Source organism: Rhizobium sp. Nf11,1 (assembly GCF_050587665.1).
GTDB lineage: Bacteria > Pseudomonadota > Alphaproteobacteria > Rhizobiales > Rhizobiaceae > Rhizobium.
Genome location: NZ_JBOBHU010000017.1, coordinates 22,181 through 47,786, shown reverse-complemented (window position 1 = coordinate 47,786; position 25,606 = coordinate 22,181). Strand labels below are relative to the sequence as shown.

Genomic DNA, 25,606 nt, shown 5'->3' with positions numbered 1-25,606 from the left:
GATTAGAGCAGAATGTCGGTGTAGAGCTCGGATGCATCCGGCTCCGGATCGGCCTGTGCGAAGTCGGCGCTGTCGGCGACGATGTCGCGAACATCCTTGTCGATCGCCTTCAGATCGTCTTCGGAAGCCCAGCCCTTTTCGATGAGGCGTGCCTTTACCTGCTCGATCGGATCCTGTTCGGAGCGCATCTTCTGCACTTCTTCCTTTGTGCGATATTTCGCCGGATCGGACATGGAGTGGCCGCGATAACGATAGGTCAGCATTTCGAGAATGATCGGGCCCTTGCCGGAGCGGCAATGTTCGAGCGCCTCGTCGGCGGCCGCCTTGACGGCGCGAACGTCCATGCCGTCGACCTGAATGCCGGGAATGCCGAAGCCGGAGCCGCGTAGCGAGTAATTCGACTGAGCGGTGGCACGGGCGGTCGAGGTGCCCATGGCGTAGCGGTTATTTTCGACGATATAGACGATCGGCAGCTTCCAGAGAGCCGCCATGTTGAAGCTCTCGTAGACCTGGCCCTGGTTGGCAGCGCCGTCGCCGAAATAGGCGATGGCGACATTGCCGTTGCCGCGGTAGTGGTTTGCAAAGGCAAGGCCGGTTCCGAGCGAAACCTGGGCGCCGACGATGCCGTGACCGCCGTAGAAATGCTTCTCTTTCGAGAACATGTGCATCGAGCCGCCCTTCCCGTGGGAATAGCCGCTGCGGCGCCCGGTCAGTTCCGCCATGACCCCGCGCGCCTCCATGCCGGTTGCCAGCATGTGGCCGTGGTCGCGATAGGCGGTGATGACCTGATCGCCTTCCTTCTGCGCCATCTGCATGCCGACGACGACAGCTTCCTGACCGATATAGAGATGACAAAAGCCGCCGATGAAGCCCATGCCGTAAAGCTGACCGGCCTTCTCCTCGAAGCGGCGGATCAGTAGCATCTCGCGATAGGCCTTGAGTTCCTCATCCCGGTCGAAGTCGGCTACCGGGCCTCCATTCGATGCTTTGGCTGCTGGTTTTGCTGCAGTTTTGCGGCTGGAAACGGTCGCGGTCTTTCGCGGCGCCATTCAACCCTCCCTATGGGTTTGTCGTTTCTCGGTGGCGCGTACCATAGGGAAGAAATATGACCACAGCAATGCCATAATTGCATGGCTCGTATTCGGCGCTAAGTTATTGCAAATAAATCAGAAATTCCAATTAACCTAATTCCGGTTAATTGGAATAATGTTTGAATATGACGATCTCGTCCGCACGCGACATATTCAGCTGATATCGCGCCTTTTCGTCCAGCATGTCCTTGTCGAGCGAGCCGTCACTCAGCAGCGCCACCTGGCTTTCCAGATGTTCGCGCTTCGCCTTCAGGACGGCAAGCTCTCTTTCGCGCGCGACGCGCTGACGCTCGAACGTCTCCGTCGCCCGCAGGCCATAATCGCCATGGATGCAATGATAACCGAAATAGGAAAGGAAGGCGACCGTCATAGCCGGGATGACGAAGCGGCCGAGCTTTCTCTTCTTATGATGCTTTGTCCACATACACGCATGCTCTTGAACGCATTACCAATTCGTTCAGCATAACGCGCAGAGATTAACCGTTCATTGACCGTAACCGCCGGCAAGAAAAAACCCGCGCCGGTGAGGCGCGGGTCGAGCATTGCAAATCAGATCGGATCAGCCTTTGATGATCGAGCGGCCGGCATATTGGGCCTGGGGGCCTAGGCCCTCCTCGATGCGGATCAGCTGATTGTACTTGGCGAGACGGTCAGAACGCGACAGTGAGCCGGTCTTGATCTGGCCGCAGTTGGTGGCGACGGCGAGATCGGCAATGGTCGAATCTTCCGTTTCTCCGGAGCGGTGCGACATGACGGCGGTATAGGCTGCCTTATGCGCCGTGTTAACGGCATCAAGCGTTTCCGTCAGAGACCCGATCTGGTTGACCTTGACGAGGATCGAGTTGGCGACGCCCATGCGGATGCCGTCGCGAAGGCGGGCCGAGTTGGTGACGAAGAGATCGTCGCCGACGAGCTGAGTCTTCTTGCCGATCAGATCGGTCAGCGCCTTCCAGCCCTCCCAGTCGTCTTCGGCCATGCCGTCTTCGATCGAGATGATCGGGTATTTGCCGGCGAGCTCGGCCAGATATTCGGCCATGGCGCCCGACTCGAGCGTGCGGCCTTCGCCCTCCAGAACATACTTGCCGTCCTTGAAGAATTCCGTCGAGGCGCAGTCGAGGCCGAGGCACATGTCGTCGCCCGGCTTGTAGCCGGCTTTCTCGATCGACTTCATGATGAAGTCCAGGGCTTCGGGCGCACTCTTCAGGCCGGGAGCGAAGCCGCCTTCGTCGCCGACATTGGTGTTGTGGCCCTGCGCGGCAAGCTCCTTGCGGAGCGTATGGAAGACTTCCGAACCCATGCGCACGGCGTCGGCGATCGAATCGGCGCCGACCGGCAGGATCATGAATTCCTGGAAGTCGATCGGGTTGTCGGCATGAGCGCCGCCGTTGATGATGTTCATCATCGGCACCGGCAGGAGGCTGGCGGAAGCGCCGCCGACGTAACGGTAAAGCGGCAGGCCGGATGCCTGGGCCGCAGCCTTGGCGACGGCGAGCGAGACGCCGAGGATGGCGTTGGCGCCGAGGCGCGACTTGTTCGGCGTGCCATCGAGCTCGATCATGATGTTGTCGATCTGGATCTGATTTTCGGCATCGATGCCGCCGATCGCGTCGAAGATCTCGGTGTTGGCGGCCTCGACCGCCTTTTCGACGCCCTTGCCGAGATAGCGCTTGCCGCCGTCGCGCAGCTCGACCGCCTCATGTGCGCCCGTCGAGGCGCCCGAGGGAACGGCCGCGCGGCCCATGCTGCCGTCTTCGAGATAGACGTCGACTTCGACGGTGGGATTGCCACGGCTATCGAGGATCTCGCGGGCGATGATATCGGTGATTGCAGTCATGGGTTCTTCCTGCTCGGTGGGTGATAAGTCGTTCGACGCCTGTCATAATCGAAGGCGTGCAAATTACAATGGCGCAATTTCCCGCCTTCGAACGGGTATCGTATCGTGGCCTAAACCACGATCATGTCAGGCTGTTGAACGTTAGGCCTTGGCGATCGCATCGAAGGCCAGCAGCTTCTCAAGCAGTCGCGGCATGTCCTTGAGATAGACCATGTTCGGCCCGTCGGACGGTGCGTTGTCGGGATCCTGATGGGTTTCGACGAAGACGCCGGCAATTCCCGTCGCCACTGCCGCGCGCGCCAGCGTTTCCACGAACTCGCGCTGGCCGCCGGAGGAATCGCCCTGCCCGCCCGGCTGCGCCACGGAATGGGTGGCGTCAAAAATGACGGGAGCTCCCATCGCCGCCATGATCGGCAGCGAACGCATGTCGGAAACCAGCGTATTGTAGCCGAAGGAGGCACCGCGCTCGCACAAGAGCACATTCGAATTGCCGCTGGCGTTGAGCTTCTTCAGAACGTTCTTCATATCCCAAGGGGCGAGGAACTGGCCCTTCTTGACATTGACGGCGCGGCCGGTCTTGGCGGCGGCGATCAGAAGGTCGGTCTGACGGCAGAGGAAGGCCGGGATCTGCAGAACATCGACCACCTTGGCCACCTCGGCGCATTGCTCGGCCGTATGGACGTCGGTTATGACGGGAAAGCCGAATTCCTTCTTGAGGTCGGCAAAGACCTCCATGCCCTTTTCCAGGCCGATGCCGCGTTCAGCCGAGAGCGAGGTACGGTTCGCCTTGTCGAAGGAGCTCTTGTAGACGAGGCCAATGCCGAGCTTGCCGCAAAGCTCCTTCAGCGTGCCGGCGACCATGAAGGCGTGATCCCGGCTCTCCATCTGGCATGGACCGGCGATCAGCGACAAGCGGCCAGTATTGGAAAAAGTGACCTGGCCTCCGCCTTCGCCGATCCTGACTTCGGAATTCGTGTCGGTGCTCATCGTGTTTCCTCGAAGGCGAAGAGCGCACCCTGCCCGGGCGTGGGCTTCACCAGAATGCGATTGTTCTTGCGTGTGAATGTGATCCCGTTAGCACCCAAATGCGCTTCTGTCACGGCAAGATCGATGACGGTGAAGAGGATTGCCCGCCCCCGCAGGCCGCGATCGGCTGATGAGACAGTGGTTTCGAAATAGGCCTCCAGCCCTTCCGGCGTCATCAAGCTGATCTTTGCATTCGATGCCGCGATATTCATGCCGAAACCGGTTTTCTCCACCGCCGCCTGCCCAATCGCGAGCCCGACGAAGGCGGCGAATGCCGCCGGGTCCGGTGCACAAAGTGCGATCTCGGCAATGCCGATCACGCCATTGGCGTGCGTCTCCAGCGCGGCGCGATCTGTAGGGAACGAATTGATGCGCTGGCAAGTAAAGAGAAAGAAATCGGGGGCGCGCAAATCAGCTGCAAAGGCCAGCTTAAAGCTGCCGACGCTCTCCGAACCGTCCGGCATCCGCATCGGCCGGCTGAACTGCAACATCTCACCGGCGCTCGCGCCGTTGCTGACGAAGCGCTTATGATCGAGGTCGGCATCCTCGCTGAGGAAGGCCAGCGCAGAAAGTCCCTCCTCGCCGCAGCGGAAACGGAAGGCGCGATTGCGGGCGATGAAGACGTTGCCCTGGCGGGCCGCTGCTTCGCTCTCGTCGACACTCGCCACGCCAAGCGGCTCCAGATAGGTCTTGTCGGCGAAAAAGACGCAGGCATTCTCCGTTCCGAAGGGATGGCGCGCATCGGCGGCGACGGTGAAACCGAGCTTGCCGAGCCTCTCACGCGCCAGATCGATATTGACCACGGGCAGCACGACATGATCCAGCGGGTGCGACCTGGCGGAATGCGCGTTCATGAATATCCCTCCTGAAACCGGCAAGAGACAAGAGATGTGCGACAGCACCTCCCTCAATGCAAGACATGTGCGCCAATCCGGCAAATGAAAATAAAAATCTCCGCGAGTTGACGTGAACTTTTACGGAAATTTAGCTACTTGCGGAACACATATGGAACATATAGTGTCCGTTCTGGATTTGTTTCAATCACGGGGTCTGACGTCGATGCTCACGCGCAAACAACAGGAGCTTCTCCTTTTCATCCATGAGCGCATGAAGGAATCCGGCGTTCCTCCCTCTTTCGACGAAATGAAGGATGCCCTGGACCTCGCCTCGAAATCCGGCATTCACCGCCTGATCACGGCGCTTGAGGAACGCGGCTTCATTCGCCGCCTACCGAACCGCGCCCGGGCACTCGAGGTGATCAAGCTTCCGGAGGCCTATAACCCCAGTCTTCAGCGTCGCGGTTTTTCGCCGAGCGTCATCGAGGGCAGCCTCGGCAAGCCCCAGCCGGTCGCCGCCCCCGCTGCGCCAAAGCCGGTCGCCGACAATGGCAACTCCGTCTCCGTGCCGGTCATGGGACGTATCGCCGCCGGCGTTCCGATCTCGGCGATCCAGAACAACACCCACGATATCGTCGTTCCCGCAGATATGCTCGGCTCCGGTGAGCACTATGCGCTGGAGGTCAAAGGCGATTCGATGATCGACGCCGGCATCTTCGACGGCGACACCGTGATCATTCGCAACGGCAGTACCGCCAGTCCCGGCGATATCGTCGTTGCCCTCGTCGATGACGAGGAAGCAACGCTGAAGCGTTTTCGCCGCAAGGGTGCCTCGATCGCGCTCGAGGCCGCCAACCCGGCTTATGAGACCCGCATCTTCGGGCCCGACCGCGTCAAGGTGCAGGGCAAGCTCGTCGGCCTCATCCGTCGCTATCACTGACGCCGGATGGGCTGGAATCGGTAAAACGATCATTGCGCCAATCATAGGCGCGATGGCGCATCCATGGTCGCGACAAAGCATCGAAGGCGGTGGTGACCTCCAGGCCGGCATCGGCGAAGCGCAATTCAAGCGAACCGGTCCTGCGCAGCGTCTCGCCGGTGAAAAGCGTGCCGCCTGAACGGCAGCTATTGAAACGCAGACGGACCGAGGTCACGACGATATCGGCCGTATCGCAGGCCGGGCCGAGATAGGCGGCATTGTCGATGACGGTGACGATATTGCCATTGCCAAGTCTTGATGTGCACCAAGCCTTCTTGACGCAGGAAAAACGGTTTGCTTCACCGCCTGCGGCGGCTGCCCGCATCGCTGCACTCGCTTCGTTCTGCTGATCGCGGGAAAGCCTGACACGGCGGTCTTCTCCTTCCGGCGGAATGGCCGGACCATCCAGCATCTTCGGCGGATCATGTGTCGGCAGCACCAGCGCTCTCTGCCACTGGTCGAATATGAAATCCGGCGGGTTTTCACGGTTGGAAGCTATTGCCTCAGCCGCGACGACCGCAACCAGACTGCCATCCTCCGAAATCACCAGATCCGGCGGCCGGGGAACCGGCAGAAGCAGCACGATGAGCGTGGAGATGGCGATGATCGATGTGCCGACATGGCGCAGCCGAGTGCGCAGCAGCGTCAGCAGCAGAAAGCCTGCCACCGCCACTGCGAAATACCAGCCGGGCAAGCGGCCGATGCCGATATCACCGCCCCAGCCGGACACTGTCTTGGCAACCGCAATCACCAGATCGAGGCCGAATCCGACGACCTTCCAGAGCGGAGCGTCCAGACCGAAAGGCATGAGCAACATCGCCAACAATCCGGCCGGCATGACGATGAAGGAGATAATCGGCATCGTCGCAAGGTTTGCCGGCAGGCCGTAAGCCGTCAGGCGATGAAAATGCTCGATCGAAAACAATGCGGTGGAAAAGCCGCCGATCAGCGAGGTCAGGAAGACGCCGCCGAAGAAACCGGCGACGGCAACCACCGGCCTGATGATCGGCAGTTTCAGAAAAGCGTTTTCGCGGACACGCCTGTCCTTCCACAACTGATAGCCCGATACCAAGGCCAATGTGGCGGCAAAGGACATCTGAAAGCTCGGTCCCAATACTTCCGAAGGTGAAATGGCGATGATGATGAGCGCGGAGAGAACGACATTGCGCAGGCTGATCGACGGCCGGTCGAAGAAGACGGCAATCAGCATGATGGCCATCATGATAAAGGCGCGCTCGGCCGAAACCCCGAAACCGGAGATCAGGTAATAGGCGGTGACGGCGATGAGCGCGCCGGCAGCGGCGATTTTCTTTGTCGGATAGGCTTGGGCGACGCCGGGAAAGAGGCTGAGCAGCATCCGAAAGCCGACGAAGAAGATGCCAGCCGACAGCGCCATGTTGAGGCCCGAGATCGCGACGATATGGGCAAGGCCGGACTGGCGCAGCGCCTCCGTCGTCGCGTGCGATATGGCGCGCCGTTCGTCCGTCACCAGCGCAGCGGCAAAGGCGCCGGTGTCGTCGGGCAGGATCGATCTTATGCGGTCGCCGATGCTGCTGCGCAGCTGGTAGAGCCATTCGAGCAGGGCGTCCGCCGTCGACCTGGCCGCCTGCGGGCCTGCCTCCAAGTCGAGTTTCTCCGGCGCACCATAGAAGAAACCGTTGGCGCCGATGCCGTCGAAATAGGCACCGAAGGAGAAGTCGTTGAGCGCGGGAAGTGCGGGCCCCGCCGGCGGCGTCAGACGTGCCTTTCCGGTGATGATGTCGCCGATCTCGAAAGGCGCATCGGCGCCCCGGACGATCGCGGTGATGCGTCTCGGCGGCCGTTTCAGCTCCGGCGCCTCGGTGCCGGCGACGGCAAGAATGTAGCGCCAGCGCCCGCGCCCGTCGCCTTCCCGCCGTTCGACGCGGCCAGTCACCGTCGTCGTCACGGATGAATCGAGGATCACCGTCGAAGCCCGCCAGCTCTCGAACTGAGCTGAGAGCATGCCGCCGGCGAAAAGTGCCAGCGCCATGAAACTTGCGCGCAAGGCCGGTCGGCTGGGATCGGTGAGGAAAACCGCGGCCGCCGACACCAGCAGGCAGAGCAGCGATGCAATGAGGGGAAAATCCGATGCCGCAAGAAACCAGAAGGCCGAGCCGGCTCCGAGGAAGACCGGCGAGAACAGCAGCAGGCGGCCATGATCGGCCTCTTCGCCCAGCATGCAGGCCCCGGCACGGAGCGATTGCCCGGCGGTGGCCAGCAGCCGACGATGCAATGGGGTCTGCGACTGCGTCCTTACCGATTGAGTCACCACCGCAGGCGCAGGAAAATCTGGCGGATCGGCAAGACCGATGCCCGCTTGCGGCCGCAATTCGGCTGTCGTCGTTTCCTGCATGCCCCGCCCAAGATCACCCCGCCAGGCCCTAAGAATGCAACCTTCAAGCAAATCCGGCAAGGATAATCGATTGAAATACGAGGGAAAATCGTAAGCGGCAAAAGGCCAGTCGAATCATCGGCTTCCGCTATGCGTGCGGCTCATCGCTGCAGTGCCTAAAAGGTGATGCCGCAATGCACAAAATGCCGTCACGGTAACTTGGCATTAGCGTCACGATCATATAGCTATCGGAAAGGACGCTTAACCCCTATGGCGCTTTTGTGGCGCCACCGACATTTCGGAGGACAGCATGACGGATCAAAGCGCTACAATAAAAATCGGTGACAAATCGGTTGACCTCGCCGTTAAAAGCGGCACGATCGGCCCGAGCGTCATCGACATCGGTGCCCTCTACAAGAACACCGCTTCCTTCACTTACGATCCGGGCTTCACCTCGACCGCATCCTGTGAATCGAAAATCACCTATATCGACGGTGACGAAGGTGTGCTGCTGCACCGCGGCTATCCGATCGAGCAGCTGGCCGAGCACGGCGACTTCCTCGAGGTCTGCTACCTCCTGCTCTACGGCGAACTGCCGACGGCCGCGCAGAAGAAGGACTTCGACTATCGCGTCACGCACCACACGATGGTGCATGAGCAGATGAGCCGCTTCTTCACCGGCTTCCGCCGCGATGCACATCCGATGGCCGTCATGTGCGGCTGCGTCGGCGCACTGTCGGCCTTCTATCACGACTCCACAGACATCACCGATCCGCACCAGCGCATGGTCGCCAGCCTGCGCATGATCGCCAAGATGCCGACGCTTGCCGCCATGGCATATAAATACCATATCGGTCAGCCCTTCGTTTACCCGAAGAACGACCTCGACTATGCGTCGAACTTCCTGCGCATGTGCTTTGCCGTCCCCTGCGAGGAATATGTGGTCAATCCGGTGCTTGCCCGCGCGATGGACCGCATCTTCATCCTGCATGCCGATCACGAACAGAACGCCTCGACCTCGACCGTCCGTCTCGCCGGTTCATCGGGCGCCAACCCGTTCGCCTGCATCGCCGCCGGCATCGCCTGCCTATGGGGCCCCGCGCACGGCGGCGCCAACGAAGCAGCGCTCAACATGCTGACGGAAATCGGCACGGTCGACCACATTCCGGAATATATCGCCCGCGCCAAGGACAAAAACGATCCGTTCCGCCTGATGGGCTTCGGTCACCGCGTCTACAAGAACTACGATCCGCGTGCCAAGATCATGCAGAAGACGACGCATGAAGTGCTCGGCGAACTCGGTATCAAGGACGATCCGTTGCTGGAAGTGGCGATGGAGCTGGAGCGCATCGCGCTCACCGACGAATATTTCATCGAGAAGAAGCTCTATCCAAACATCGACTTCTACTCCGGCATCACGCTGAAGGCGCTGGGCTTCCCCACCACCATGTTCACAGTGCTCTTCGCCCTTGCCCGCACCGTCGGCTGGATCGCGCAGTGGAACGAGATGATCGAGGATCCAGAACAGCGCATCGGCCGTCCGCGCCAGCTCTATGTCGGCGAACCCAAGCGCGACTACATCCCGGTTTCGAAGCGCTGATCGCTTCAGAGCTCAAAAAGAAACCCGGTCAGGAATGGCCGGGTTTTTTCTTTTCCAAAACGTCGAGAAGGATTTCGGCGGCCTGTTCGCCGGGCGGCTTTTCCGTCTGCATGCGCTGCCAGATGAGCTCGTAGCCTTCCTTCATGGCCTTCAGCTGATAGGTATCGGCCGACAGCCTTTCCATCCAGCGTGCAAGGCTTGCGCCGCGGACGACATCGTTCAGATATTCCGGCACGACCGGGTAATCGGCGATCAGATTCGGCAGCGCGCCGGTCCAGGTCTTGATGCCCGATGTCAGCATGCGCATGATCCAGTCGACCTTATAGGCGGAGACGACGGGAACGTCGGCAAGTGCGAGTTCGAGAATAACGGTTCCAGACGCCGCCATGGCTGCATCGGCCTCGGCAAAGGCTTTCCACTTTGCTTGCGCGCCGACGACGATCTCCGGCTTTACCGCCCAGCCCGCCGTCATTTCGCGGACGAGCGCTTGCCTGTGCATTATGGTCGGCAGAATGAAGCGTGTCGGCCCATTACGGGCGACGATTTCATTCGTGGCGACCTCGAAATAAGGCAGAAGCTTCTGGATCTCGGAGGAGCGCGAGCCGGGAAGGAGCAGGATCGGGCCGTTGCCTGGCTGCCTTCCCACGCGCAGGCGACGTGTCTCCAGCAGCGCTGGGTCGGCGACTAGACGATGCCCGACATATGTCGTCGCCGGCCCATTGAGGCGCTGCATGGCTGCCGGTTCAAAGGGCAGGACGGCAAGCACGTGATCGACATAGCCGAGCATGCGCGTGGCGCGATATTCCTTCCAGGCCCAGACGCTCGGACAGACATAATTGACAACAGGCAGATCGGGTAACGCGGTGCGCACGCGCTTGGCGACGCGATGGGTGAAATCGGGACTGTCGATAATGAGAAGGATATCCGGCTTTGCAGCGACGATCTCAGCCGTGGTGCGACGGATCAGGCCAAACAGCCTAGGCAGCCGGCTCAGCACCTGGGTGATGCCCATGATCGACAGCTCGGAAAAATCGAACAGGGATTTCAAACCTTCCGCCTGCAGCCCCTCGCCGCCAACGCCGACAAGCTCCACCGGTCCGCTGTGAATCCGCTTGAGCGCCGCGATGAGATCGGCCCCGAGCAGATCGCCCGACACTTCACCGGCAATGACGGCGATCTTCAGCGGCGCCCAGTTCATTCGACTCCCCATGACGGCAGACCGCGATCGATGCCGCAGACGAACAACCCAGCCTCGTCGGCGGCGCTGATGACCGCGGCCCGATCAAGCACCAGTGAGCGACCGGCTTCGATTGCGATGCCGGCAAGACCGGCTTTCGCAGCGTTCAGGATTGTCGCAACGCCGATCGCCGGCAGGTCGGCGCGAATATCCTGTTGCGGCTTGCAGAGCTTGACGAGCACGCCGCGGCGGCGCGGCGAGATCCGTCCGGCGGCCCTGAGGCCGGCGACACGGTCCAGCATCTCATCTGTGCCCTCAAGTCCTTCCAGCGCGACGACGCGCCCGCCGATGCTGACTGCACCCTGCCCGACATCCAGCCGGCCAAGCGTCTCGGCGGCATCAGCGGCCTGGCTGATATCGTGCCGGTCTTCCTTGCCGGGTGCGGCGGCGCCAAGCGGGCCAACGGAAACGAGCAGGTCGGGGGCGATCTCGTGGGCGCCGACGACGCGCCGGCCGTTCCCCTCGATCAACCGGATCACCATCTGCAGAACCGTATCGTCGCCGCCGGAGAGCAGTGTGCGAATGGCAGCCGGGACCTTCATCAGAATGCGCAACGTCGGACGGACCTCGCGCCATTCCGGCCGGCGGCGCACGCTCCCCGACATCACAACACGTCCGATGCCATAGCGGATGAAGAGACCCTCAAGGGCGGCGAAATCGCCAATGCCGACAACGGCGTGATCATAGCCTTCCCAGCGTGGATCACTCTCGTCCTTCAGCGCGATGATTACGGGATCTTCGCCTGCCGCGCGCGCGGCCTCGGCGACATAGGAAGGCAGGAGGCCACCGCCGGCAATGATCGCCAGCCGGCCCGCAGCGGTGTCGCCTGTTAAAGCCACGGACTAGCCCTTCTGCCCCCGCGTCGGGGAGGACAGGGCACGGTCGCTCTCGGCTGCAATGAAGTCGAGGATCTGCACCACCTGCTCGCAATCGGCATATTCCGCGCGGATCGCGGCGGCGTTTTCGCGCACGGAGCCCGTTCCTTCGAAAATCGCCTTGTAGGCCCGGCGCACCCGGTGGATGACGGCGCGGTCGATGCCGGCCCGCGTCATGCCGACGACGTTCAGGCCGCCCAGCAGACCGGGATTACCGTTCAGCATGCCATAGGGAATGACATCGTAACTCACCGCCGACAGGCCGCCGACGAAGGCGTGGCGGCCCACGCGGGTGAACTGGTGAACCGCCGAGCCGCCGCCCAGGATAACGCGATCCTCGATAACCACATGGCCGGCGAGCATGACGTTGTTCGACATGATCACATGGTTGCCGACCCGGCAGTCATGCGCGACGTGGGAGTTGGCAAGGAAAAGGTTGTTGTCACCAACGATCGTCTCACCGCCGAAATCGGCCGTGCCGGTGTTCATCGTGACACCTTCGCGGATTGTGCAATTTGCACCGACCGTCAGCGTCGTTTCCTCGCCGCCGTGGTGCACGCTCTGCGGATCACCGCCGACGACGGCCATTGGGAAGATGCGTGTGCCCTTGCCGATAACGGTGCGGCCGGTGACGATCGCATGCGCCAAGAGCTCGACATTCGCATGCAGGACGACATGCGGTCCGACATGGCAGAAAGGACCGATTTTGACGCCCTCACCGATCGTAGCCCCGTCTTCGACGACAGCCATCGGATGAATACGGGCGCTTTCGGCGATATTGCTCATGCCTGATCCTTACGAACGATCATCGCGCCGATGTCAGCTTCGGCGACAAGTGCGCCGTCAACCTTGGCGTCGCAATGGAATTTCCAGATATTGCCGCGTTGCTTGTTCTTCTTGACATGGAATTCGACGCGGTCGCCGGGCACGACCGGCTTGCGGAAGCGCGCATTCTCGATGGTCATGAAGTAGACGAGGTTGCCGGTCTGACCTTCTTTCTTGGCGCAGATGGCACCCGCCGTCTGCGCCATGCCCTCGATCAGCAAAACCCCGGGCATAATCGGCGCTTCCGGAAAATGGCCGGTGAAATGTGGTTCGTTCACCGTGACGTTCTTAATGCCGATCGCCGTGTTGTCGCCGTCGATCTCGATGATCTTGTCGACCATGAGAAAGGGATAGCGATGCGGCAGCAGCTTCATGATCTCGGTAATATCAGCCGAAGAAAGCGTCGTCGTGGCTTCCTCAGTCATTTTGCTTGCCTCCAGGGTTCCTCCCGCGCAACTTGGATTTCGATACCTGTTGCGCTGCCTCTCTCAGATAGTCTTTTAGCGGACGTGCAGGTACACCGCCATATTGTCCGCCCGCGGCAAGGTCGGTCATGATACCGCTTTTGGCAGCGATCTGCACGCCATCGCCGATCGTCACATGTCCTTTGATTCCCGCTTGGCCGCCGATCTGCACGCCATTGCCGATTTTCGTGCTGCCGGCGATGCCGACCTGCGAAACGATGGCGCAATGGCGGCCGATCTGGACGTTGTGGCCGATCTGGACCTGATTGTCGATCTTGGTTCCCTCGCCGATCACCGTGTCGTCCATGGCGCCGCGGTCGATGGTGGTGTTGGCGCCAATCTCGACATTGTCCTGGATGATCACCCGGCCGATCTGAACGATCTTGATCATGCCGCGCGGACCCGGTGCATAACCAAAACCGTCCTGGCCGATTCGAACACCGTTGTGGATGATGACGCCATTGCCGATCAGCGCACAGAGAATGCTCGCTCCAGCCGCAATCGAACAATCCCGCCCGATCTTGACATTCGGACCGATGACGCTGTTCGCGCCGATGCGCGTTCCCGCCCCGATCTCGGCATGCGCACCGATAACGGCCAGCGGTTCGACGATCACGCCCTTTTCAAGTTTGGCGCTCGGATCGATCACCGCGCTCGGCGCAATCTCGCTTTCACCCGAAAGAGCGACAGGACGCAATGCTGCGGGATAGAACAAGCCTCCCGCCATTGCGAAGGCAGCATGCGGATTGGACGAGAAGATAACTGGGAGATGCGGAGGAACGAGATCGGCAAGCGCCTTATCGCAGATTACCGCCGAGGCCTCGCATGTTGCAAACTCCTCGCGGTTGCGGCGCGACAGGATATAGCAGACATCGCCCGCCCGCGCCCGGCTGATGGGGGCGACGGACTTGACGATGACATCGGCATGATCGGAATTGGCAAGTTCCGCCCCAAGAAACTCTGCCAGCTCAGCGAGCCTCAGACCTTCATGGGGCAGAAAAAAAACGTTTTGCTCCATCGGCAATGCTCCAGAACGGAATTGAGTGTTACAGTTCCGGACTGCCGATATCAGAATTGGTTGTTAATGCCAAACTTGAAGTTTTGCGTCTTGTCGAAGTCTTCCTTGAGAACCGGGATTGCGTAATCCAGACGCAACGAACCGAAAGGAGACTGCCAAACGACACCGACACCGACGGAAGCGCGCAGCGAGGCGTCTTCGCCCTCAATGCCGTCGCCCCTCAGGTCGACGTCGTTGCCGAACAAGGTTCCGGCGTCGGCGAAAACTGCGCCGCGCAGGTTGAAGTCGCGCGGGAAGCCCGGCATCGGGAAAGTCGCTTCGGCCGATGCGGTGAAGTATGTTGTACCGCCCAGCGGATCGTCGTTGTTGCCGGCAACGCGGGGGCCGATACCCTTGTTCTCGAAACCGCGAATGTCGCCATTTGTCAGCGTGAACTGGTCGAAGACGTTCAGGTGCTCACCGAAGCCGACGACATAACCCGCCGAAGCCGAAACCGAACCGATGATATCGGCATCGTCGGCGAGCAGGTGGTAGTAACGGGCCTTGCCGTAGATCTTGTAGAACTGCGAGTCGCCCCCGAGGCCGGCAATTTCCTGCGTCGCCGTAGCGTAGATGCCTTCGCGCGGCAGCACCGTGTCATCGAGCGTGTTGTAGGTCAGCGTCTGCGAGACGGAAGAACGTGTCCACGGGCTGTCCTCAACCAGGTGCTGATACGGAGCGGACAGATCGGAAAGATCGCTGTTGTCAGCGTCGTACTTCATCTGCTTGTAGTTATAGCGGAAGGTGGTCGCCAGATCTTCGGTGATCGGCGCCGTGACGCGCAGAACGACGCTGGTTTCCTCGTAGTCGTAATTGTCGTTGCTCGACGTTTCGCTGTGGTTGACGTCGAAGCCCGCCGCCAGGCGGTAGCCGAGGAAATAGGGTTCGGTGAAGCTGACGCCGTAGGCGCGCGAGCCTTCCTGACCACCACCGGCCGAGATGCGGATGTACTGACCGCGACCAAGGAAGTTCTTTTCTTCGATCGATGCTTCGAGCAGCAGACCGTCACCGCCGGCGGCATAACCCGCGCCGACACCGAACGAACCGGTCGACTGATCCTGCACGTCGACCACCACCACGACACGGTCCGGGGAGCTGCCCGGCTGCGTGGAGATATTGACGGAAGAGAAGTAACCGAGCGCCTCCAGACGACGCTTGGCCTTGGTGATCATCTGCTGATTGAAGGCGTCGCCTTCGCTCATGTCGAATTCGCGGCGGATGACATAGTCGCGCGTACGGCTGTTGCCGCGGATCTCGATGCGCTCGACATAGGCGCGCTCGCCCTGGTCGACGAGGTACTCGACGCCGATCGTATTGTTGTTGAGGTCGCGGTTACCGCGCGGCGTGACGCGCGCAAAGGGATAACCGGCGGAGGCCACCTGATCGGAAATCGCTTCGATCGACTTCTGAACTTCCTTGGCGCTGTAGAGGTGGCCTTCTTTCGTGCGCACCAACGGCAGCAGCTGATCCGAGCCGACGCCTTCAACGGTCGACTGCACGGTCACCGGACCAAAATTGTAGCGCTGGCCTTCTTCGATGTTGAAGGTGAGCGTGTATTTGTTGGTTGCCTCGTCAAAGCTGGCATCGGAAGAGACGATGCGCATGTCGGCATAGCCGCGATTGTAATAGAACTGGCGCAGCGCTTCTTCGTCGGCGTGGAGCTTGTCTTCGTTATAGACGTCCTTGCGGGTCAGGAACGAAAGGAAGTTCGAACGCTTGGTCTGGATGACGGCAGCAAGGCGGCCGGCGCTATAGGCGTTGTTGCCGACGAAATTGATCGCATCGATCTTGGTGCGGTCACCTTCGTTGATGACGAAAGCAAGGTTGACGCGGCCTTCGCCCAGCGGCACCACCTGCGTCGTCACCTCGACTTCGCTGCGGCCGGTGGCGGCATAGGCATCCTTGATCGCCTGGATGTCGGACTGTATCTGCGTGTCGCTGTAAGGACCGGCAGCATGCGTCTGGACGATCGTCGCGAGCTTGTCGTCCTTGATCTTGCGGTTGCCGTTGAAGACGACCTGATTGACGAGCTGAGCTTCCTGGACATTGACGACGAGCGTGCTGCCGGAAACCGAAATCTTCACATCGGAGAAGTAGCCCGTACCGTAAAGCTGTTTGACTGAGTTATCGATATCAGTGTTCGAGAAACTCTTGCCGGGCGTGATGGTGAGGTTCGACCTGACGGCTTCCGCGCCGACGCGGCTTGCGCCACGCACATCGATGCGCTGGATGACCGCGGCCTCGGCGGCCGTAGCGGAAACGAACGTCAAAGCACCTGCGCCCGAAGCAACAACACTAGCAGACAGCGCAACCGCCGATACTGCGTTCAAAAACTTTGAACCAGCCTTCATTTCACCTATTACCTTTTTTCCCTCGTCCCCGTCCCCGGGAGAACCCGATTCCGGTCACGTGTGTCGTTTTACCCGCTTTTGACATACAAGCAAGGGAGGGCGTTAATTTCTGTTTACTTCATTTCCAAGCGTGACCCATTCGCCACTACAGCCTTGAAACATCGTAAATAAATAGTAATTCCCTTGCCTTACGCGTTTACCCTCAGCTCAGGGTGATGTCGTTCCAGGTCGTGAAAACCATCAATGTCAATATCATTGCCAGGCCTATACGAAATGCAATTTCCTGGGCCTTGGCACCCAGCGGTTTTCCTCTGACCGCCTCCACCGCATAGAACATCAGGTGGCCCCCATCAAGTACCGGAACCGGCATCAGGTTAAGCAATCCTATCGAAACCGACAGCACCGCAGCAAGCTGCAACACTGCCCCTACGCCAAGCTTCGCCATCTGGCCGGTAGCCTGCGCCAGACGGATCGGCCCGCCCAGCTGATCGGCCCGCATCGATCCGCTGAAGATGTTGCCGATATATTTGAAGGTGTCCGTGACAATTTGCCCGCTGGCGATTACGCCCTCACGCAGCGCCTGGAGCGGCGTGTAGGTCTGCAGCCGGAAATTGCCGGAGCTCTTGTCGGTGGCGATGCCGATCTGACCGACTTCCATCTTGTTGCCGAACTGATCGGTCTGTTCGACGCGCTGCGGCACCATCGGCACATCGAGCTTCTGGCCGCCGCGCTCGACTGTGATGACAATCCTTTGGCCGGGGCGCATGCCGACATAGCGGCGCACATCTTCAAACGTCTCGACCTTGCCGCCATCGATGGCAACCAGGAGGTCGCCGGGAAGGATACCGGCGGCGGCCGCCGAGCTCTCCGGCTTGACCTCGGCAACGACCGGGTCGGCGATCATCCGGCCATAGACGGTGAAGAGAACAGCAAAGATGGCGATCGCCAGCAGAAAATTGGCGATCGGACCGGCTGCGACGGTCGCGGCACGTTTCCACAGCTTGGCTCCGGCGAAGGAGCGCGCCCTCTCCTCTTCGGACATGGCGGCAAGCTTGTCGCTGTCCGGTTTGCTCGACGCATCCTCGTCGCCGAAGAAGCGGACGTAACCGCCAAGCGGGATTACGGAGATCTTCCAGCGGGTTCCATGGCGGTCGGTGAAGCCGAATAGTTCGGGACCAAAGCCGACCGAAAAGGCAAGAATACGAATGCCGCTCCAGCGCCCGACAAGGTAATGGCCCATCTCATGCACGAAGACGAGCAGCGAGAGCACCAGGATGAAGGTGACGATGTTCCCCATCACAAATGCGTATATGCCGGTCATCACGTCCATGGTTCCTTCCGTCGGGCTGCCGCGTCATCAGAGGCCGAACAATGCCGCTCCGAGCGACGCCATGCCAGCTCCCTTTATCTGTGAAAATGATACAGCAAGCAAGAACGCCGCAAAACAGGCGAAAATCAGTCCGTCGACGCGGTCCATGACGCCGCCATGGCCCGGGATGAGATGGCTCGAATCCTTGACGCCGAATTTGCGCTTAATGAAGGATTCGAAAAGATCGCCCGACTGGCTGCAAATCGACAGGACGAGCGCCACGCCGGCGGCGGCGACTTCGGCGCCCGGAACGAGGAAATGGGAGAGAAGAACGCCGGCTGCGACCGCAGAAACGGCGCCGCCAATTGCACCAGACCATGTCTTTCCCGGCGAGATCGACGGGGCAAGCTTCGGTCCGCGGAGCGCCCTGCCGACGAAATAGGCGAGGATATCGGTCGCCCAGACGACGGCAAAGACGAAAAGCATGGCGTAAAGACCGGGCTGGTCGTTGCTTCTGATTGCGGCGAGCGCCAGGCCGGTGGCGCCGGCATAGAAGAGGCCGACCGGGAGCCACCGGCTCGTGCCGTGCAGGATGATCAGGGCGATGCCGACGGCCGTGACGCCGGCCAGCATGCCGGCGGCGAATTCGAAATTTCCGACAAGCACGAGGAAGGCGACCGCCGCTTCGCCGATCCAGCCGACCACATTGGCGACCCAATCACGCGCAATGCCGGTTATCTTAGACCATTCATAGTAGATCAGCAGGCCGATCACCACAGCCAGGGTGCGAAAGGCAGCGCCGCCATACCAGGTGGCGACAAGAACGCTGACCGCGAGAATCACTCCTGAAACGATGCGGAGCTTCAATTCCCTCTGCATCAGGTGCCGACCGCGGCTGCCTGCGATGACAGGCCGCCGAAGCGCCGGTCACGGGAGGCGAATTTTTCCAGCGCCGAGCGGAAAATCTCCGGGCTGAAATCGGGCCAATATTCCGGGACGAAGATGAATTCGGAATAGGCGGCCTGCCAAAGCAGAAAGTTGGAAAGCCGTTCCTCGCCGCTGGTGCGGATGATGAGATCCGGATCCGGGATGCCGGCCGTGTCGAGGCGTCCGTTGATCAGTGCGGGAGTGATGTCCTGTGCCCGCAGGTGGCCGGACTCGACGTCCCTCGCCAGACTCACGACGGCGCGAGAAATTTCATCGCGCGAGCCGTAATTGAAGGCGATGACCAGCGTCAGCGCCGTGTTGTCCCTGGTGGTCTCCTCCGCCTCAAGCAGCAGGCTGAGAATGTCGCTGCGCAGGCTGTGGCGGTCGCCGATAACCTTGATGCGCACATTCTGGCGATGAAGCTCGGCCAGGTCGCGACGAATGAAAGCCTTGAGCAGACCGAGCAGATCGGAAACCTCGGCCTCGGGCCGGCGCCAGTTCTCCGAGGAGAAGGCGAAGAGGGTGAGATATTTTATGCCGGCCGCGCCGGCGGCGCGGACTGTCTCGCGTACCGCCTCTACGCCCTTGCGATGGCCCATCGTGCGCGGCAAGCCGCGCTGCTTGGCCCAACGGCCATTGCCGTCCATGATGATGGCAACATGCTCTGGCACAGTCACAAATACAGATTCCGACATTTCCCGTCCGGTCTTTCCAGGCAAAGGCACAGGTCCACTAGACCTGCATGATTTCCTTTTCCTTCTCGCCAAGCAAGCGGTCGATTTCGGAAATCGTCTCGTCCGTCATCTTCTGTACGCGTTCGGATTGCGCACGGCTCTCGTCCTGGCCGATTACACCGTCCTTTTCGGCTTTCTTGAGGCCGTCCATGCCGTCACGGCGGACATGGCGAATCGCGACCTTGCTCTTTTCGGCATAGTCGTGCGCCACCTTGACGAGCGACTTGCGGCGCTCCTCGTTCAGCTCCGGCAGCGGGATGCGCAGGCTCTGGCCATCGACGATCGGGTTGAGACCGAGATTGGATTCACGGATGCCACGCTCGACGGCGCTGACCATCGACTTGTCCCAGACGGAAACCGTCAGCATGCGCGGCTCGGGCACGGTGATGTTTGCGACCTGGTTCAGCGGCACGCGCGAACCATAGGCCTCGATCGTCACGGGATCGAGGATGTTGGCCGAAGCGCGGCCGGTGCGCAACGATGCGATGTCGCTCTTGAATGCGGAAACCGCGCCGTCCATGCGGCGCTTCAGTTCCTTGATGTCGATACCTTCACTCATGTCGATGCTCCCGTTCAGAGCAGAATGCCGAAAAGTCAGCGGTTTTCGGACATCATCATGCTCTCATTACTCAGTGTAGAACATGATTCAGATTTCAGGCCAACCGGCGCTAATGTCTGAATCAAGTTCTAGCGAGGGCTGCGCCCTAAAACGCTGCGCAGCTTATATCAGTTGTCGGAGACGATGGTCTTGAGGCCACCGCCCGTCAAGATTTCAGCAAAACCGCCCTTCTCGTGGATCGAGAAGACGATAATCGGAATGGAGTTTTCCCTGGCGAGGGCCACAGCGGCAACGTCCATCACCGCAAGCCCCCTGTCCAGAACTTCCTGATGGGTCAGACGGTCAAAACGGGTCGCATCGGGATATTTCTTCGGATCGGCGGTGTAAATTCCGTCAACCTGCGTGCCCTTGAAGATCGCTTCCGCGCCCATTTCGGCGGCGCGGAGTGCGGCCGCAGAATCGGTGGTGAAGAAGGGGTTGCCGGTGCCGCCGGCGAAGATCACCACGCGTCCCATCGACAGGTGATAGAGCGTCGCGCGTTGCGAGAAGCTTTCGCAGATCTCCGGCATGGATATGGCCGACAGCACGACGGTGTCGATGTTCAGCTTGCGCAGCGAGGTTGCCAGCGCCAAAGCATTGATGATCGTGCCGAGCATGCCCATATGGTCGCCGGTGACCCGGTCGCCGCCCTTAGACGCCACCGCGACACCGCGGAAGATATTGCCGCCACCGACGACGACGCCGACTTCCACGCCCATATGCCTTGCCTCGGCGATATCGGATGCAATGCGGTCCGCCACCGCGACATCGATCCCGAAACCCTGGCCACCCATGAGCGCTTCGCCGGAAGCCTTGAGTAGAACGCGTTTATAGACAGGCTCTAAAGACATCTTGGCTCCTCGTAAATTGCCGTGAGTGCCCGATACACGAAGGGCACCGCGTTGTCACGCGATGCCCTTCTTGTTTTCCCAATTATGGCTGGAAGATCAACCCTTGACGGCAGCCGCAACTTCGGCCGCGAAATCGGTTTCTTCCTTCTCGACGCCTTCGCCGAGCAGAAGACGGGCCATGCCGGCAACTTCGATCGGCGCGCCGACGGCCTTTTCAGCTTCCTTGAGGGCGGCTGCAACGGTCAGGTCGGGATTGATGACGAAAGCCTGCGAGAGAAGAGCGACTTCCTCGAAGAACTTGCGCATGCGGCCTTCAACCATCTTCTCGATGATGTTGTCGGGCTTGCCCGAAGCGCGGGACTGCTCGATGAAGACATTGCGCTCGCGCTCGGCGACGGCGGCATCGACCTCTTCCGGGCGGATCGCCAGCGGCGCGGTCGCAGCAATGTGCATGGCGACCTGGCGGCCGATTGCGTTCAAGGCTTCCTTGTCGCCGGTCGACTTCAGCGCCACGAGAACGCCGAGCTTGCCAAGGCCGTCGGAAACGGCGTTGTGGATATAGGTGGCGACGACGCCGTCCTCGACGGAGAGAGCGACCGAGCGGCGCAGGTTCATGTTCTCGCCGATCGTTGCGATCGCATCCTTGATCGTGTCGGAAACAGACTTGCCGGATGCCGGGTAGGTCGCAGCCGCAACCGCGTCAACCGTGCCGTTGGTCGAAACAGCGACCTTGGCAATACCGCGGACGAGATCCTGGAAGGCATCGTTACGAGCGACGAAGTCGGTTTCGGAATTAACTTCGACGACGACGGCCTTGGTGCCTTCGCTCGAAACGCCGACGAGGCCTTCGGCGGCGGTGCGGCCGGACTTCTTATCGGCCTTGGCGATGCCCTTGGCGCGCAGCCAATCGATCGCGGCTTCCATGTCGCCATTGGTTTCAGCAAGAGCCTTCTTGCAGTCCATCATGCCTGCGCCGGTCTTTTCGCGCAGTTCCTTCACCATTGCAGCCGTAATCTCGCTCATTATCTTCCTCTTATCGGTTCACACGGTGGGCCGCAAAGCGCGGCGCGGCACCGGATTGACGCACGAAATGTACCTGTATCTATGACAGCGTGATGAAGACGCGTCATATCGAAACTTATCTGGCAAAGAGCCTGACGCCCCTGCCCTGAAACAGGCAAGGCCGCCGAACTTCGATGAGTCGCGAGCGGCCTTTCCCAGTCTCTGCAAGCTTTGGCGGAGATTTCGCTCCGCCCGCTTTCATCAGCCTTCGGCTGCTTCCTCGAGAGCCGGCTCGACCGGAACTTCGGAGGATGCGCCGAGATCGCGGCCGGAAGAGCTCTGCTGACGCGCGATGCCATCGATGGCGGCGCGGGAGATCAGCTCGCAGTAAAGAGCAATCGCACGCGATGCGTCGTCGTTGCCCGGGATCGGGTAGTCGATCAGGTCAGGATCGCAGTTCGAGTCGATGATGGCAACGACCGGGATGCCGAGGCGCTTGGCTTCGTCGATCGCGATCTTTTCCTTGTTGGTGTCGATGATGAACATCAGGTCGGGGGTGCCGCCCATATCGCGGATACCGCCGAGAGCCTTGTCGAGCTTTTCACGCTCGCGCTCGAGGTTCAGACGTTCCTTCTTGGTGAAGCCCTGGGCTTCGCCGCCGAGGATTTCGTCGAGCTTGCGCAGGCGCTGGATCGAGTTGGAAATCGTCTTCCAGTTCGTCATCATGCCGCCGAGCCAGCGCGAGTTGACGTAGTACTGGGCCGAACGCTTGGCGCTGTCGGCGATGATCTCGGAGGCCTGGCGCTTGGTGCCGACGAAGAGAACGCGGCCGCCGCGTGCAACGGTGTCGCTGACGACCTGAAGGGCGCGCGACAGCATCGGAACGGTCTGGGCCAGGTCGATGATGTGGATGTTGTTGCGGTCGCCGAAGATATACGGCTTCATCTTCGGGTTCCAGCGATGGGTCTGGTGGCCGAAGTGAACGCCGGCCTCAAGAAGCTGACGCATAGAAAAATCAGGCAATGCCATGCCTTGTTACTCCTTTTCCGGTTGAACCTCCGCAAGGCGAACAGCACCCTCTTCGAGGATGCCACCGGCGGAACAGCCCGGATTTCTCCCGGACGATCCCATGCCTTACGTGTGGAATGCCGGTGCCCATACATTCGATTTGATGCAAAAGCAAGGCTCATGCCGAAAAATCGGCCTCATTTATCTGAGCTCGCAGTTGTCCGCCGATTGCCGATACCGCTCAGCTTGCCAATGTCGGCAGCAGCGACAGCCAGCCCCTTGGCCGAAGGGATTGCAGCCGGCAAGGACCAGAGCGGCAAGAAGTGCCAGACCTGAAAGCAGCGCTTGCATCGTCATCCTGCCGATCACGCTTTGATCATCGCCTTCTTGAGCTCGACGGTCATCAGCTCCATCTGCTGCTCGGCGAGCGCCCGCTTCCGGCGTCCCTCCTCCTGAACGCGAAAACCGAAGCCCGCGCCTACTGGCAAACCTCGGCCTTACGATCGAGCAGCTCCAGCTTGGCAAGCTTTCCGGTCAGGACGAAATCGCCGTAGTCCATCGTCAGGTCGCGGGTGATGCCGTTCTCATAGAGCTTGAAGGACATGCGGTAGACCGGCACGGCGTCCGATTTCGTATTCTCGTTGAAATAGGCGATCGTCACCGGCCAGAATGCCGTCTTGGAAAAGGCGCCGGCATTGACTGCATCGGCCTCCTCGGCGACGGGCGTCTCCTGCTTGCCGACGATCGTCGTCGTCACCAACGCCTTGTCGCCGTCGTCGGAGCCGTCGAAGACACGGGCCTCGAAGAAGCGCTTTCCATCCTTGGCGTTCTGGATGACGTCGAGCATGTGTTCTGTAGGAAAACGGCTTTCGGCCAGCTGCAACTCGCGGCTCGCCGGCTGCTTGAGATCGACCTTGACGCCGTCAGGCTGATTTTGCGCCGCACCGTTGACCTCCTTGTCGAGCTGGTCGTCGGTGAAGGATTTGGTGTCGAAAGTGAACTTGCGGTCCTTGAGGTTCTCGAAGGTCTTCGTCTGCTGGTCGCTGACGCGCACGCTGTCGCCGGTCTCGATCTGGGTGACGAAGCGGAAATTGGTGGTGAAGCCCCGGCAATAGCTGCCGTCGAACTCATAGACCATGCGACCATACATGGCGGCGATGCCGGAGCGGTCCGACGCGTCCTTCAATTCCAGATCGTAGACCGCACGATGTGCGACGAGGCCGGTGGCGATCGCCGCGCCTGCCGCAGGCGCGCCCGCCCATGCATTGGCAGACAGGCCGGCGAGAAGCAGAGCGGCTAGACTCGATCGGAACATTCATTCACTCCTGTTGGACTCGGCCGCGATGTTATAAGAACGCTTTCGGCCAAATCGAGGCTCGAAGCTGTCATATTAAAGATTCTAGTCTTGATGCATAATTTTTGAAACATTGACAACAAAAGCGGAGATCAAAATGTCCGATGAAATTGCAGCGCGCCTGACTGAGATGGGGATAACCCTGCCGGATGCCGCGGCCCCTGCCGCAAATTACGTTCCCTATGTCATCAGCGGCAATCTTCTCTACATCTCCGGTCAGCTGCCGCTCGAAGGCGGCAAGATCGCCATATCGGGTCATCTCGGCAAAACTGTCGATGTTGCGAGCGGCCAGCGCGGCGCCGAACTCTGCGCCATCAACATCCTCGCCCAGGCAAAGGCGGCGCTTGGCGGCGATCTCGGCCGCATCCGTCGCGTCATCAAGCTGAACGGCTTCGTCGCCTCGGCGCCCGACTTCATCGAGCAGCATCTCGTCATCAACGGCGCTTCAAACCTGATTGCCGGCGTACTCGGCGAAGCTGGCAAACATGCCCGCGCGGCCGTCGGCATGGCCGCCCTGCCGCTGAACGCCGCCGTCGAGATCGACGCTGTCATGGAAATCGCGGAATGACCAATGCAGACTGGATCAAGGACGTGCCGGTCGCCCATCGCGGCTATCACGACCTCAACAAGCATGTCTGGGAAAACACGCTTACGGCCTTTTCGCGCGCCGTCGACGCGGGCTTTGCGATCGAATGCGACCTGCATTACGCCTCCGACGGCGTGCCGATCATCTTTCACGACGAGGAATTGCAGCGCCTGTGCAACCTCACGGGCGACATCCGCGAGCGCACCTCCCGGGAACTCGGGCTGATCGCCGTCGGCGGCACGGGCGACAAGATTCCGACGCTCAGCCAGCTCCTCGATCTCGTCCAGGGCAAGGTGCCGCTGGTGCTGGAGCTGAAGGGCCGCGAAGCAGATGACGAAGGTTTTGCCGAATCCGTGCTCGAAGTGCTGGAAGGTTATCAGGGCAAGGTCGCGCTGATGAGCTTCGACCATTGGCTGCTGCGCGATCTGAAAGCGCTCGGCTCGCCGTACCCGGTGGGGCTGACCGCCAACGGCAATACGCCCGAGGAGCTCGCAACACATGCGGAGGCAATGGCGATCGGTCTCGATTTCATCTCCTTTTACTATGGAGACCTGCCGAACGCCTTCATCACAGGCGAACGCGAGAAGAGCATCCCTGTGATCACCTGGACGGTGCGTGACGAAGAGGCGCGCCGGCGCACCTTCGAAAACGCCGACCAGATGACCTTCGAGGGTTTCGATCCGCGTGTGGCGGTTTGACGCTCGCTTTT

General features: G+C 60.6%; 25 protein-coding genes. 4 read left to right on the top strand and 21 right to left on the bottom strand.

The window, feature by feature from the left end:
* Positions 1-2 precede the first annotated feature (2 nt).
* The 5 genes from pdhA to ACQ7C1_RS22750 form a co-directional block, all read right to left on the bottom strand.
* Positions 3-1,049, bottom strand: a complete 1,047-nt coding sequence (gene pdhA, locus ACQ7C1_RS22770; protein ID WP_011425209.1) for a pyruvate dehydrogenase (acetyl-transferring) E1 component subunit alpha — start codon at positions 1,047-1,049, stop codon at positions 3-5.
* 145 nt (positions 1,050-1,194) lie between these two features.
* On the bottom strand, positions 1,195-1,515 hold the full coding sequence (locus ACQ7C1_RS22765; protein ID WP_085778060.1) for an FtsB family cell division protein: 321 nt from the start codon (positions 1,513-1,515) through the stop codon (positions 1,195-1,197).
* 135 nt (positions 1,516-1,650) lie between these two features.
* Positions 1,651-2,925, bottom strand: coding sequence for a phosphopyruvate hydratase (gene eno, locus ACQ7C1_RS22760; protein WP_097598589.1), 1,275 nt, complete (start codon positions 2,923-2,925; stop codon positions 1,651-1,653).
* Positions 2,926-3,066: 141 nt separating this feature from the next.
* The gene (gene kdsA, locus ACQ7C1_RS22755; protein ID WP_430959868.1) at positions 3,067-3,912 is read right to left on the bottom strand and encodes a 3-deoxy-8-phosphooctulonate synthase; all 846 of its coding nucleotides are present in this window, start codon (positions 3,910-3,912) and stop codon (positions 3,067-3,069) included.
* Positions 3,909-4,805 (bottom strand): VOC family protein, encoded by an 897-nt coding sequence (locus ACQ7C1_RS22750; RefSeq protein WP_430959867.1) that lies wholly within the window; start codon positions 4,803-4,805, stop codon positions 3,909-3,911. Before ACQ7C1_RS22750 ends, kdsA begins: the two co-directional genes overlap by 4 nt.
* Before the next feature lie 205 nt (positions 4,806-5,010).
* On the opposite strand from ACQ7C1_RS22750, the gene lexA reads away from it, so the two are divergent.
* Positions 5,011-5,727 (top strand): transcriptional repressor LexA, encoded by a 717-nt coding sequence (lexA, locus tag ACQ7C1_RS22745; RefSeq protein ID WP_183701041.1) that lies wholly within the window; start codon positions 5,011-5,013, stop codon positions 5,725-5,727.
* On the opposite strand, the gene ACQ7C1_RS22740 is transcribed toward lexA, so the two are convergent.
* Complete coding sequence (locus tag ACQ7C1_RS22740) at positions 5,708-8,140, bottom strand: ComEC/Rec2 family competence protein (RefSeq protein ID WP_430959866.1); 2,433 nt, start codon at positions 8,138-8,140, stop codon at positions 5,708-5,710. The two genes, lexA and ACQ7C1_RS22740, sit on opposite strands and share 20 nt — an antisense overlap.
* A 289-nt stretch (positions 8,141-8,429) precedes the next feature.
* Here ACQ7C1_RS22740 and gltA point away from each other — a divergent pair, with 289 nt between their 5' ends.
* On the top strand, positions 8,430-9,719 hold the full coding sequence (gene gltA, locus ACQ7C1_RS22735) for a citrate synthase (RefSeq protein ID WP_004678636.1): 1,290 nt from the start codon (positions 8,430-8,432) through the stop codon (positions 9,717-9,719).
* Positions 9,720-9,747: 28 nt separating this feature from the next.
* Here the strand turns inward: gltA and lpxB are convergent, their stop codons facing one another.
* The 15 genes from lpxB to ACQ7C1_RS22660 all read right to left on the bottom strand — a co-directional run bounded on the left by lpxB (position 9,748) and on the right by ACQ7C1_RS22660 (position 24,272).
* Positions 9,748-10,917: a lipid-A-disaccharide synthase gene (gene lpxB, locus ACQ7C1_RS22730; RefSeq protein WP_430959865.1), complete on the bottom strand. Its 1,170-nt coding sequence runs from the start codon at positions 10,915-10,917 to the stop codon at positions 9,748-9,750.
* The gene (locus ACQ7C1_RS22725) at positions 10,914-11,795 is read right to left on the bottom strand and encodes an LpxI family protein (protein ID WP_430959864.1); all 882 of its coding nucleotides are present in this window, start codon (positions 11,793-11,795) and stop codon (positions 10,914-10,916) included. The genes lpxB and ACQ7C1_RS22725 overlap by 4 nt, the downstream gene beginning before the upstream one ends.
* A gap of 3 nt (positions 11,796-11,798) precedes the next feature.
* Positions 11,799-12,617, bottom strand: a complete 819-nt coding sequence (gene lpxA / locus ACQ7C1_RS22720) for an acyl-ACP--UDP-N-acetylglucosamine O-acyltransferase (RefSeq protein ID WP_430959863.1) — start codon at positions 12,615-12,617, stop codon at positions 11,799-11,801.
* Complete coding sequence (gene fabZ, locus ACQ7C1_RS22715; RefSeq protein ID WP_011425200.1) at positions 12,614-13,081, bottom strand: 3-hydroxyacyl-ACP dehydratase FabZ; 468 nt, start codon at positions 13,079-13,081, stop codon at positions 12,614-12,616. Before fabZ ends, lpxA begins: the two co-directional genes overlap by 4 nt.
* Positions 13,074-14,138, bottom strand: a complete 1,065-nt coding sequence (gene lpxD / locus ACQ7C1_RS22710) for a UDP-3-O-(3-hydroxymyristoyl)glucosamine N-acyltransferase (protein WP_430959862.1) — start codon at positions 14,136-14,138, stop codon at positions 13,074-13,076. The genes fabZ and lpxD overlap by 8 nt, the downstream gene beginning before the upstream one ends.
* Before the next feature lie 50 nt (positions 14,139-14,188).
* Positions 14,189-16,528: an outer membrane protein assembly factor BamA gene (gene bamA / locus ACQ7C1_RS22705; protein WP_430959861.1), complete on the bottom strand. Its 2,340-nt coding sequence runs from the start codon at positions 16,526-16,528 to the stop codon at positions 14,189-14,191.
* Between the two features lie 202 nt (positions 16,529-16,730).
* Positions 16,731-17,858: an RIP metalloprotease RseP gene (rseP, locus tag ACQ7C1_RS22700; protein ID WP_430959860.1), complete on the bottom strand. Its 1,128-nt coding sequence runs from the start codon at positions 17,856-17,858 to the stop codon at positions 16,731-16,733.
* Positions 17,859-17,885: 27 nt separating this feature from the next.
* Entirely contained in the window at positions 17,886-18,716 is an 831-nt protein-coding gene (locus ACQ7C1_RS22695; protein WP_430959859.1) for a phosphatidate cytidylyltransferase, read from the bottom strand.
* Positions 18,716-19,459 (bottom strand): isoprenyl transferase, encoded by a 744-nt coding sequence (locus ACQ7C1_RS22690; protein ID WP_097598597.1) that lies wholly within the window; start codon positions 19,457-19,459, stop codon positions 18,716-18,718. The genes ACQ7C1_RS22695 and ACQ7C1_RS22690 overlap by 1 nt, the downstream gene beginning before the upstream one ends.
* Before the next feature lie 37 nt (positions 19,460-19,496).
* Positions 19,497-20,057 carry a ribosome recycling factor gene (gene frr, locus ACQ7C1_RS22685; RefSeq protein WP_004678618.1) on the bottom strand — a complete coding sequence of 187 codons (561 nt, stop codon included), beginning with the start codon at positions 20,055-20,057 and terminating at the stop codon, positions 19,497-19,499.
* Between the two features lie 167 nt (positions 20,058-20,224).
* Positions 20,225-20,947, bottom strand: coding sequence for a UMP kinase (gene pyrH, locus ACQ7C1_RS22680; RefSeq protein WP_207241919.1), 723 nt, complete (start codon positions 20,945-20,947; stop codon positions 20,225-20,227).
* Between the two features lie 96 nt (positions 20,948-21,043).
* Complete coding sequence (tsf, locus tag ACQ7C1_RS22675) at positions 21,044-21,970, bottom strand: translation elongation factor Ts (protein WP_207241918.1); 927 nt, start codon at positions 21,968-21,970, stop codon at positions 21,044-21,046.
* A 240-nt stretch (positions 21,971-22,210) separates the two neighbouring features.
* Positions 22,211-22,978 carry a 30S ribosomal protein S2 gene (rpsB, locus tag ACQ7C1_RS22670; RefSeq protein ID WP_008526906.1) on the bottom strand — a complete coding sequence of 256 codons (768 nt, stop codon included), beginning with the start codon at positions 22,976-22,978 and terminating at the stop codon, positions 22,211-22,213.
* A gap of 344 nt (positions 22,979-23,322) precedes the next feature.
* On the bottom strand, positions 23,323-23,445 hold the full coding sequence (locus tag ACQ7C1_RS22665; protein ID WP_430959930.1) for a hypothetical protein: 123 nt from the start codon (positions 23,443-23,445) through the stop codon (positions 23,323-23,325).
* Positions 23,436-24,272 carry a cell envelope integrity EipB family protein gene (locus tag ACQ7C1_RS22660; protein ID WP_430959858.1) on the bottom strand — a complete coding sequence of 279 codons (837 nt, stop codon included), beginning with the start codon at positions 24,270-24,272 and terminating at the stop codon, positions 23,436-23,438. The genes ACQ7C1_RS22665 and ACQ7C1_RS22660 overlap by 10 nt, the downstream gene beginning before the upstream one ends.
* Positions 24,273-24,408: 136 nt before the next feature.
* On the opposite strand from ACQ7C1_RS22660, the gene ACQ7C1_RS22655 reads away from it, so the two are divergent.
* Both ACQ7C1_RS22655 and ACQ7C1_RS22650 read left to right on the top strand, forming a co-directional pair.
* Positions 24,409-24,879 (top strand): RidA family protein, encoded by a 471-nt coding sequence (locus tag ACQ7C1_RS22655; protein ID WP_430959857.1) that lies wholly within the window; start codon positions 24,409-24,411, stop codon positions 24,877-24,879.
* Positions 24,876-25,595, top strand: coding sequence for a glycerophosphodiester phosphodiesterase (locus ACQ7C1_RS22650; RefSeq protein WP_430959856.1), 720 nt, complete (start codon positions 24,876-24,878; stop codon positions 25,593-25,595). The genes ACQ7C1_RS22655 and ACQ7C1_RS22650 overlap by 4 nt, the downstream gene beginning before the upstream one ends.
* The last annotated feature ends 11 nt before the right edge of the window (positions 25,596-25,606 follow it).

What these genes read in the sequence shown, in the direction of transcription:
- pdhA (WP_011425209.1), bottom strand. Translation starts at nt 1,049, where the DNA reads ATGGCGCCGCGAAAGACCGCGACCGTTTCCAGCCGCAAAACTGCAGCA.
- ACQ7C1_RS22765 (WP_085778060.1), bottom strand. Translation starts at nt 1,515, where the DNA reads ATGTGGACAAAGCATCATAAGAAGAGAAAGCTCGGCCGCTTCGTCATC.
- eno (WP_097598589.1), bottom strand. Translation starts at nt 2,925, where the DNA reads ATGACTGCAATCACCGATATCATCGCCCGCGAGATCCTCGATAGCCGT.
- kdsA (WP_430959868.1), bottom strand. Translation starts at nt 3,912, where the DNA reads ATGAGCACCGACACGAATTCCGAAGTCAGGATCGGCGAAGGCGGAGGC.
- ACQ7C1_RS22750 (WP_430959867.1), bottom strand. Translation starts at nt 4,805, where the DNA reads ATGAACGCGCATTCCGCCAGGTCGCACCCGCTGGATCATGTCGTGCTG.
- lexA (WP_183701041.1), top strand. Translation starts at nt 5,011, where the DNA reads ATGCTCACGCGCAAACAACAGGAGCTTCTCCTTTTCATCCATGAGCGC.
- ACQ7C1_RS22740 (WP_430959866.1), bottom strand. Translation starts at nt 8,140, where the DNA reads ATGCAGGAAACGACGACAGCCGAATTGCGGCCGCAAGCGGGCATCGGT.
- gltA (WP_004678636.1), top strand. Translation starts at nt 8,430, where the DNA reads ATGACGGATCAAAGCGCTACAATAAAAATCGGTGACAAATCGGTTGAC.
- lpxB (WP_430959865.1), bottom strand. Translation starts at nt 10,917, where the DNA reads ATGAACTGGGCGCCGCTGAAGATCGCCGTCATTGCCGGTGAAGTGTCG.
- lpxA (WP_430959863.1), bottom strand. Translation starts at nt 12,617, where the DNA reads ATGAGCAATATCGCCGAAAGCGCCCGTATTCATCCGATGGCTGTCGTC.
- fabZ (WP_011425200.1), bottom strand. Translation starts at nt 13,081, where the DNA reads ATGACTGAGGAAGCCACGACGACGCTTTCTTCGGCTGATATTACCGAG.
- lpxD (WP_430959862.1), bottom strand. Translation starts at nt 14,138, where the DNA reads ATGGAGCAAAACGTTTTTTTTCTGCCCCATGAAGGTCTGAGGCTCGCT.
- bamA (WP_430959861.1), bottom strand. Translation starts at nt 16,528, where the DNA reads ATGAAGGCTGGTTCAAAGTTTTTGAACGCAGTATCGGCGGTTGCGCTG.
- rseP (WP_430959860.1), bottom strand. Translation starts at nt 17,858, where the DNA reads ATGGACGTGATGACCGGCATATACGCATTTGTGATGGGGAACATCGTC.
- ACQ7C1_RS22695 (WP_430959859.1), bottom strand. Translation starts at nt 18,716, where the DNA reads ATGCAGAGGGAATTGAAGCTCCGCATCGTTTCAGGAGTGATTCTCGCG.
- ACQ7C1_RS22690 (WP_097598597.1), bottom strand. Translation starts at nt 19,459, where the DNA reads ATGTCGGAATCTGTATTTGTGACTGTGCCAGAGCATGTTGCCATCATC.
- frr (WP_004678618.1), bottom strand. Translation starts at nt 20,057, where the DNA reads ATGAGTGAAGGTATCGACATCAAGGAACTGAAGCGCCGCATGGACGGC.
- pyrH (WP_207241919.1), bottom strand. Translation starts at nt 20,947, where the DNA reads ATGTCTTTAGAGCCTGTCTATAAACGCGTTCTACTCAAGGCTTCCGGC.
- tsf (WP_207241918.1), bottom strand. Translation starts at nt 21,970, where the DNA reads ATGAGCGAGATTACGGCTGCAATGGTGAAGGAACTGCGCGAAAAGACC.
- rpsB (WP_008526906.1), bottom strand. Translation starts at nt 22,978, where the DNA reads ATGGCATTGCCTGATTTTTCTATGCGTCAGCTTCTTGAGGCCGGCGTT.
- ACQ7C1_RS22660 (WP_430959858.1), bottom strand. Translation starts at nt 24,272, where the DNA reads ATGTTCCGATCGAGTCTAGCCGCTCTGCTTCTCGCCGGCCTGTCTGCC.
- ACQ7C1_RS22655 (WP_430959857.1), top strand. Translation starts at nt 24,409, where the DNA reads ATGTCCGATGAAATTGCAGCGCGCCTGACTGAGATGGGGATAACCCTG.
- ACQ7C1_RS22650 (WP_430959856.1), top strand. Translation starts at nt 24,876, where the DNA reads ATGACCAATGCAGACTGGATCAAGGACGTGCCGGTCGCCCATCGCGGC.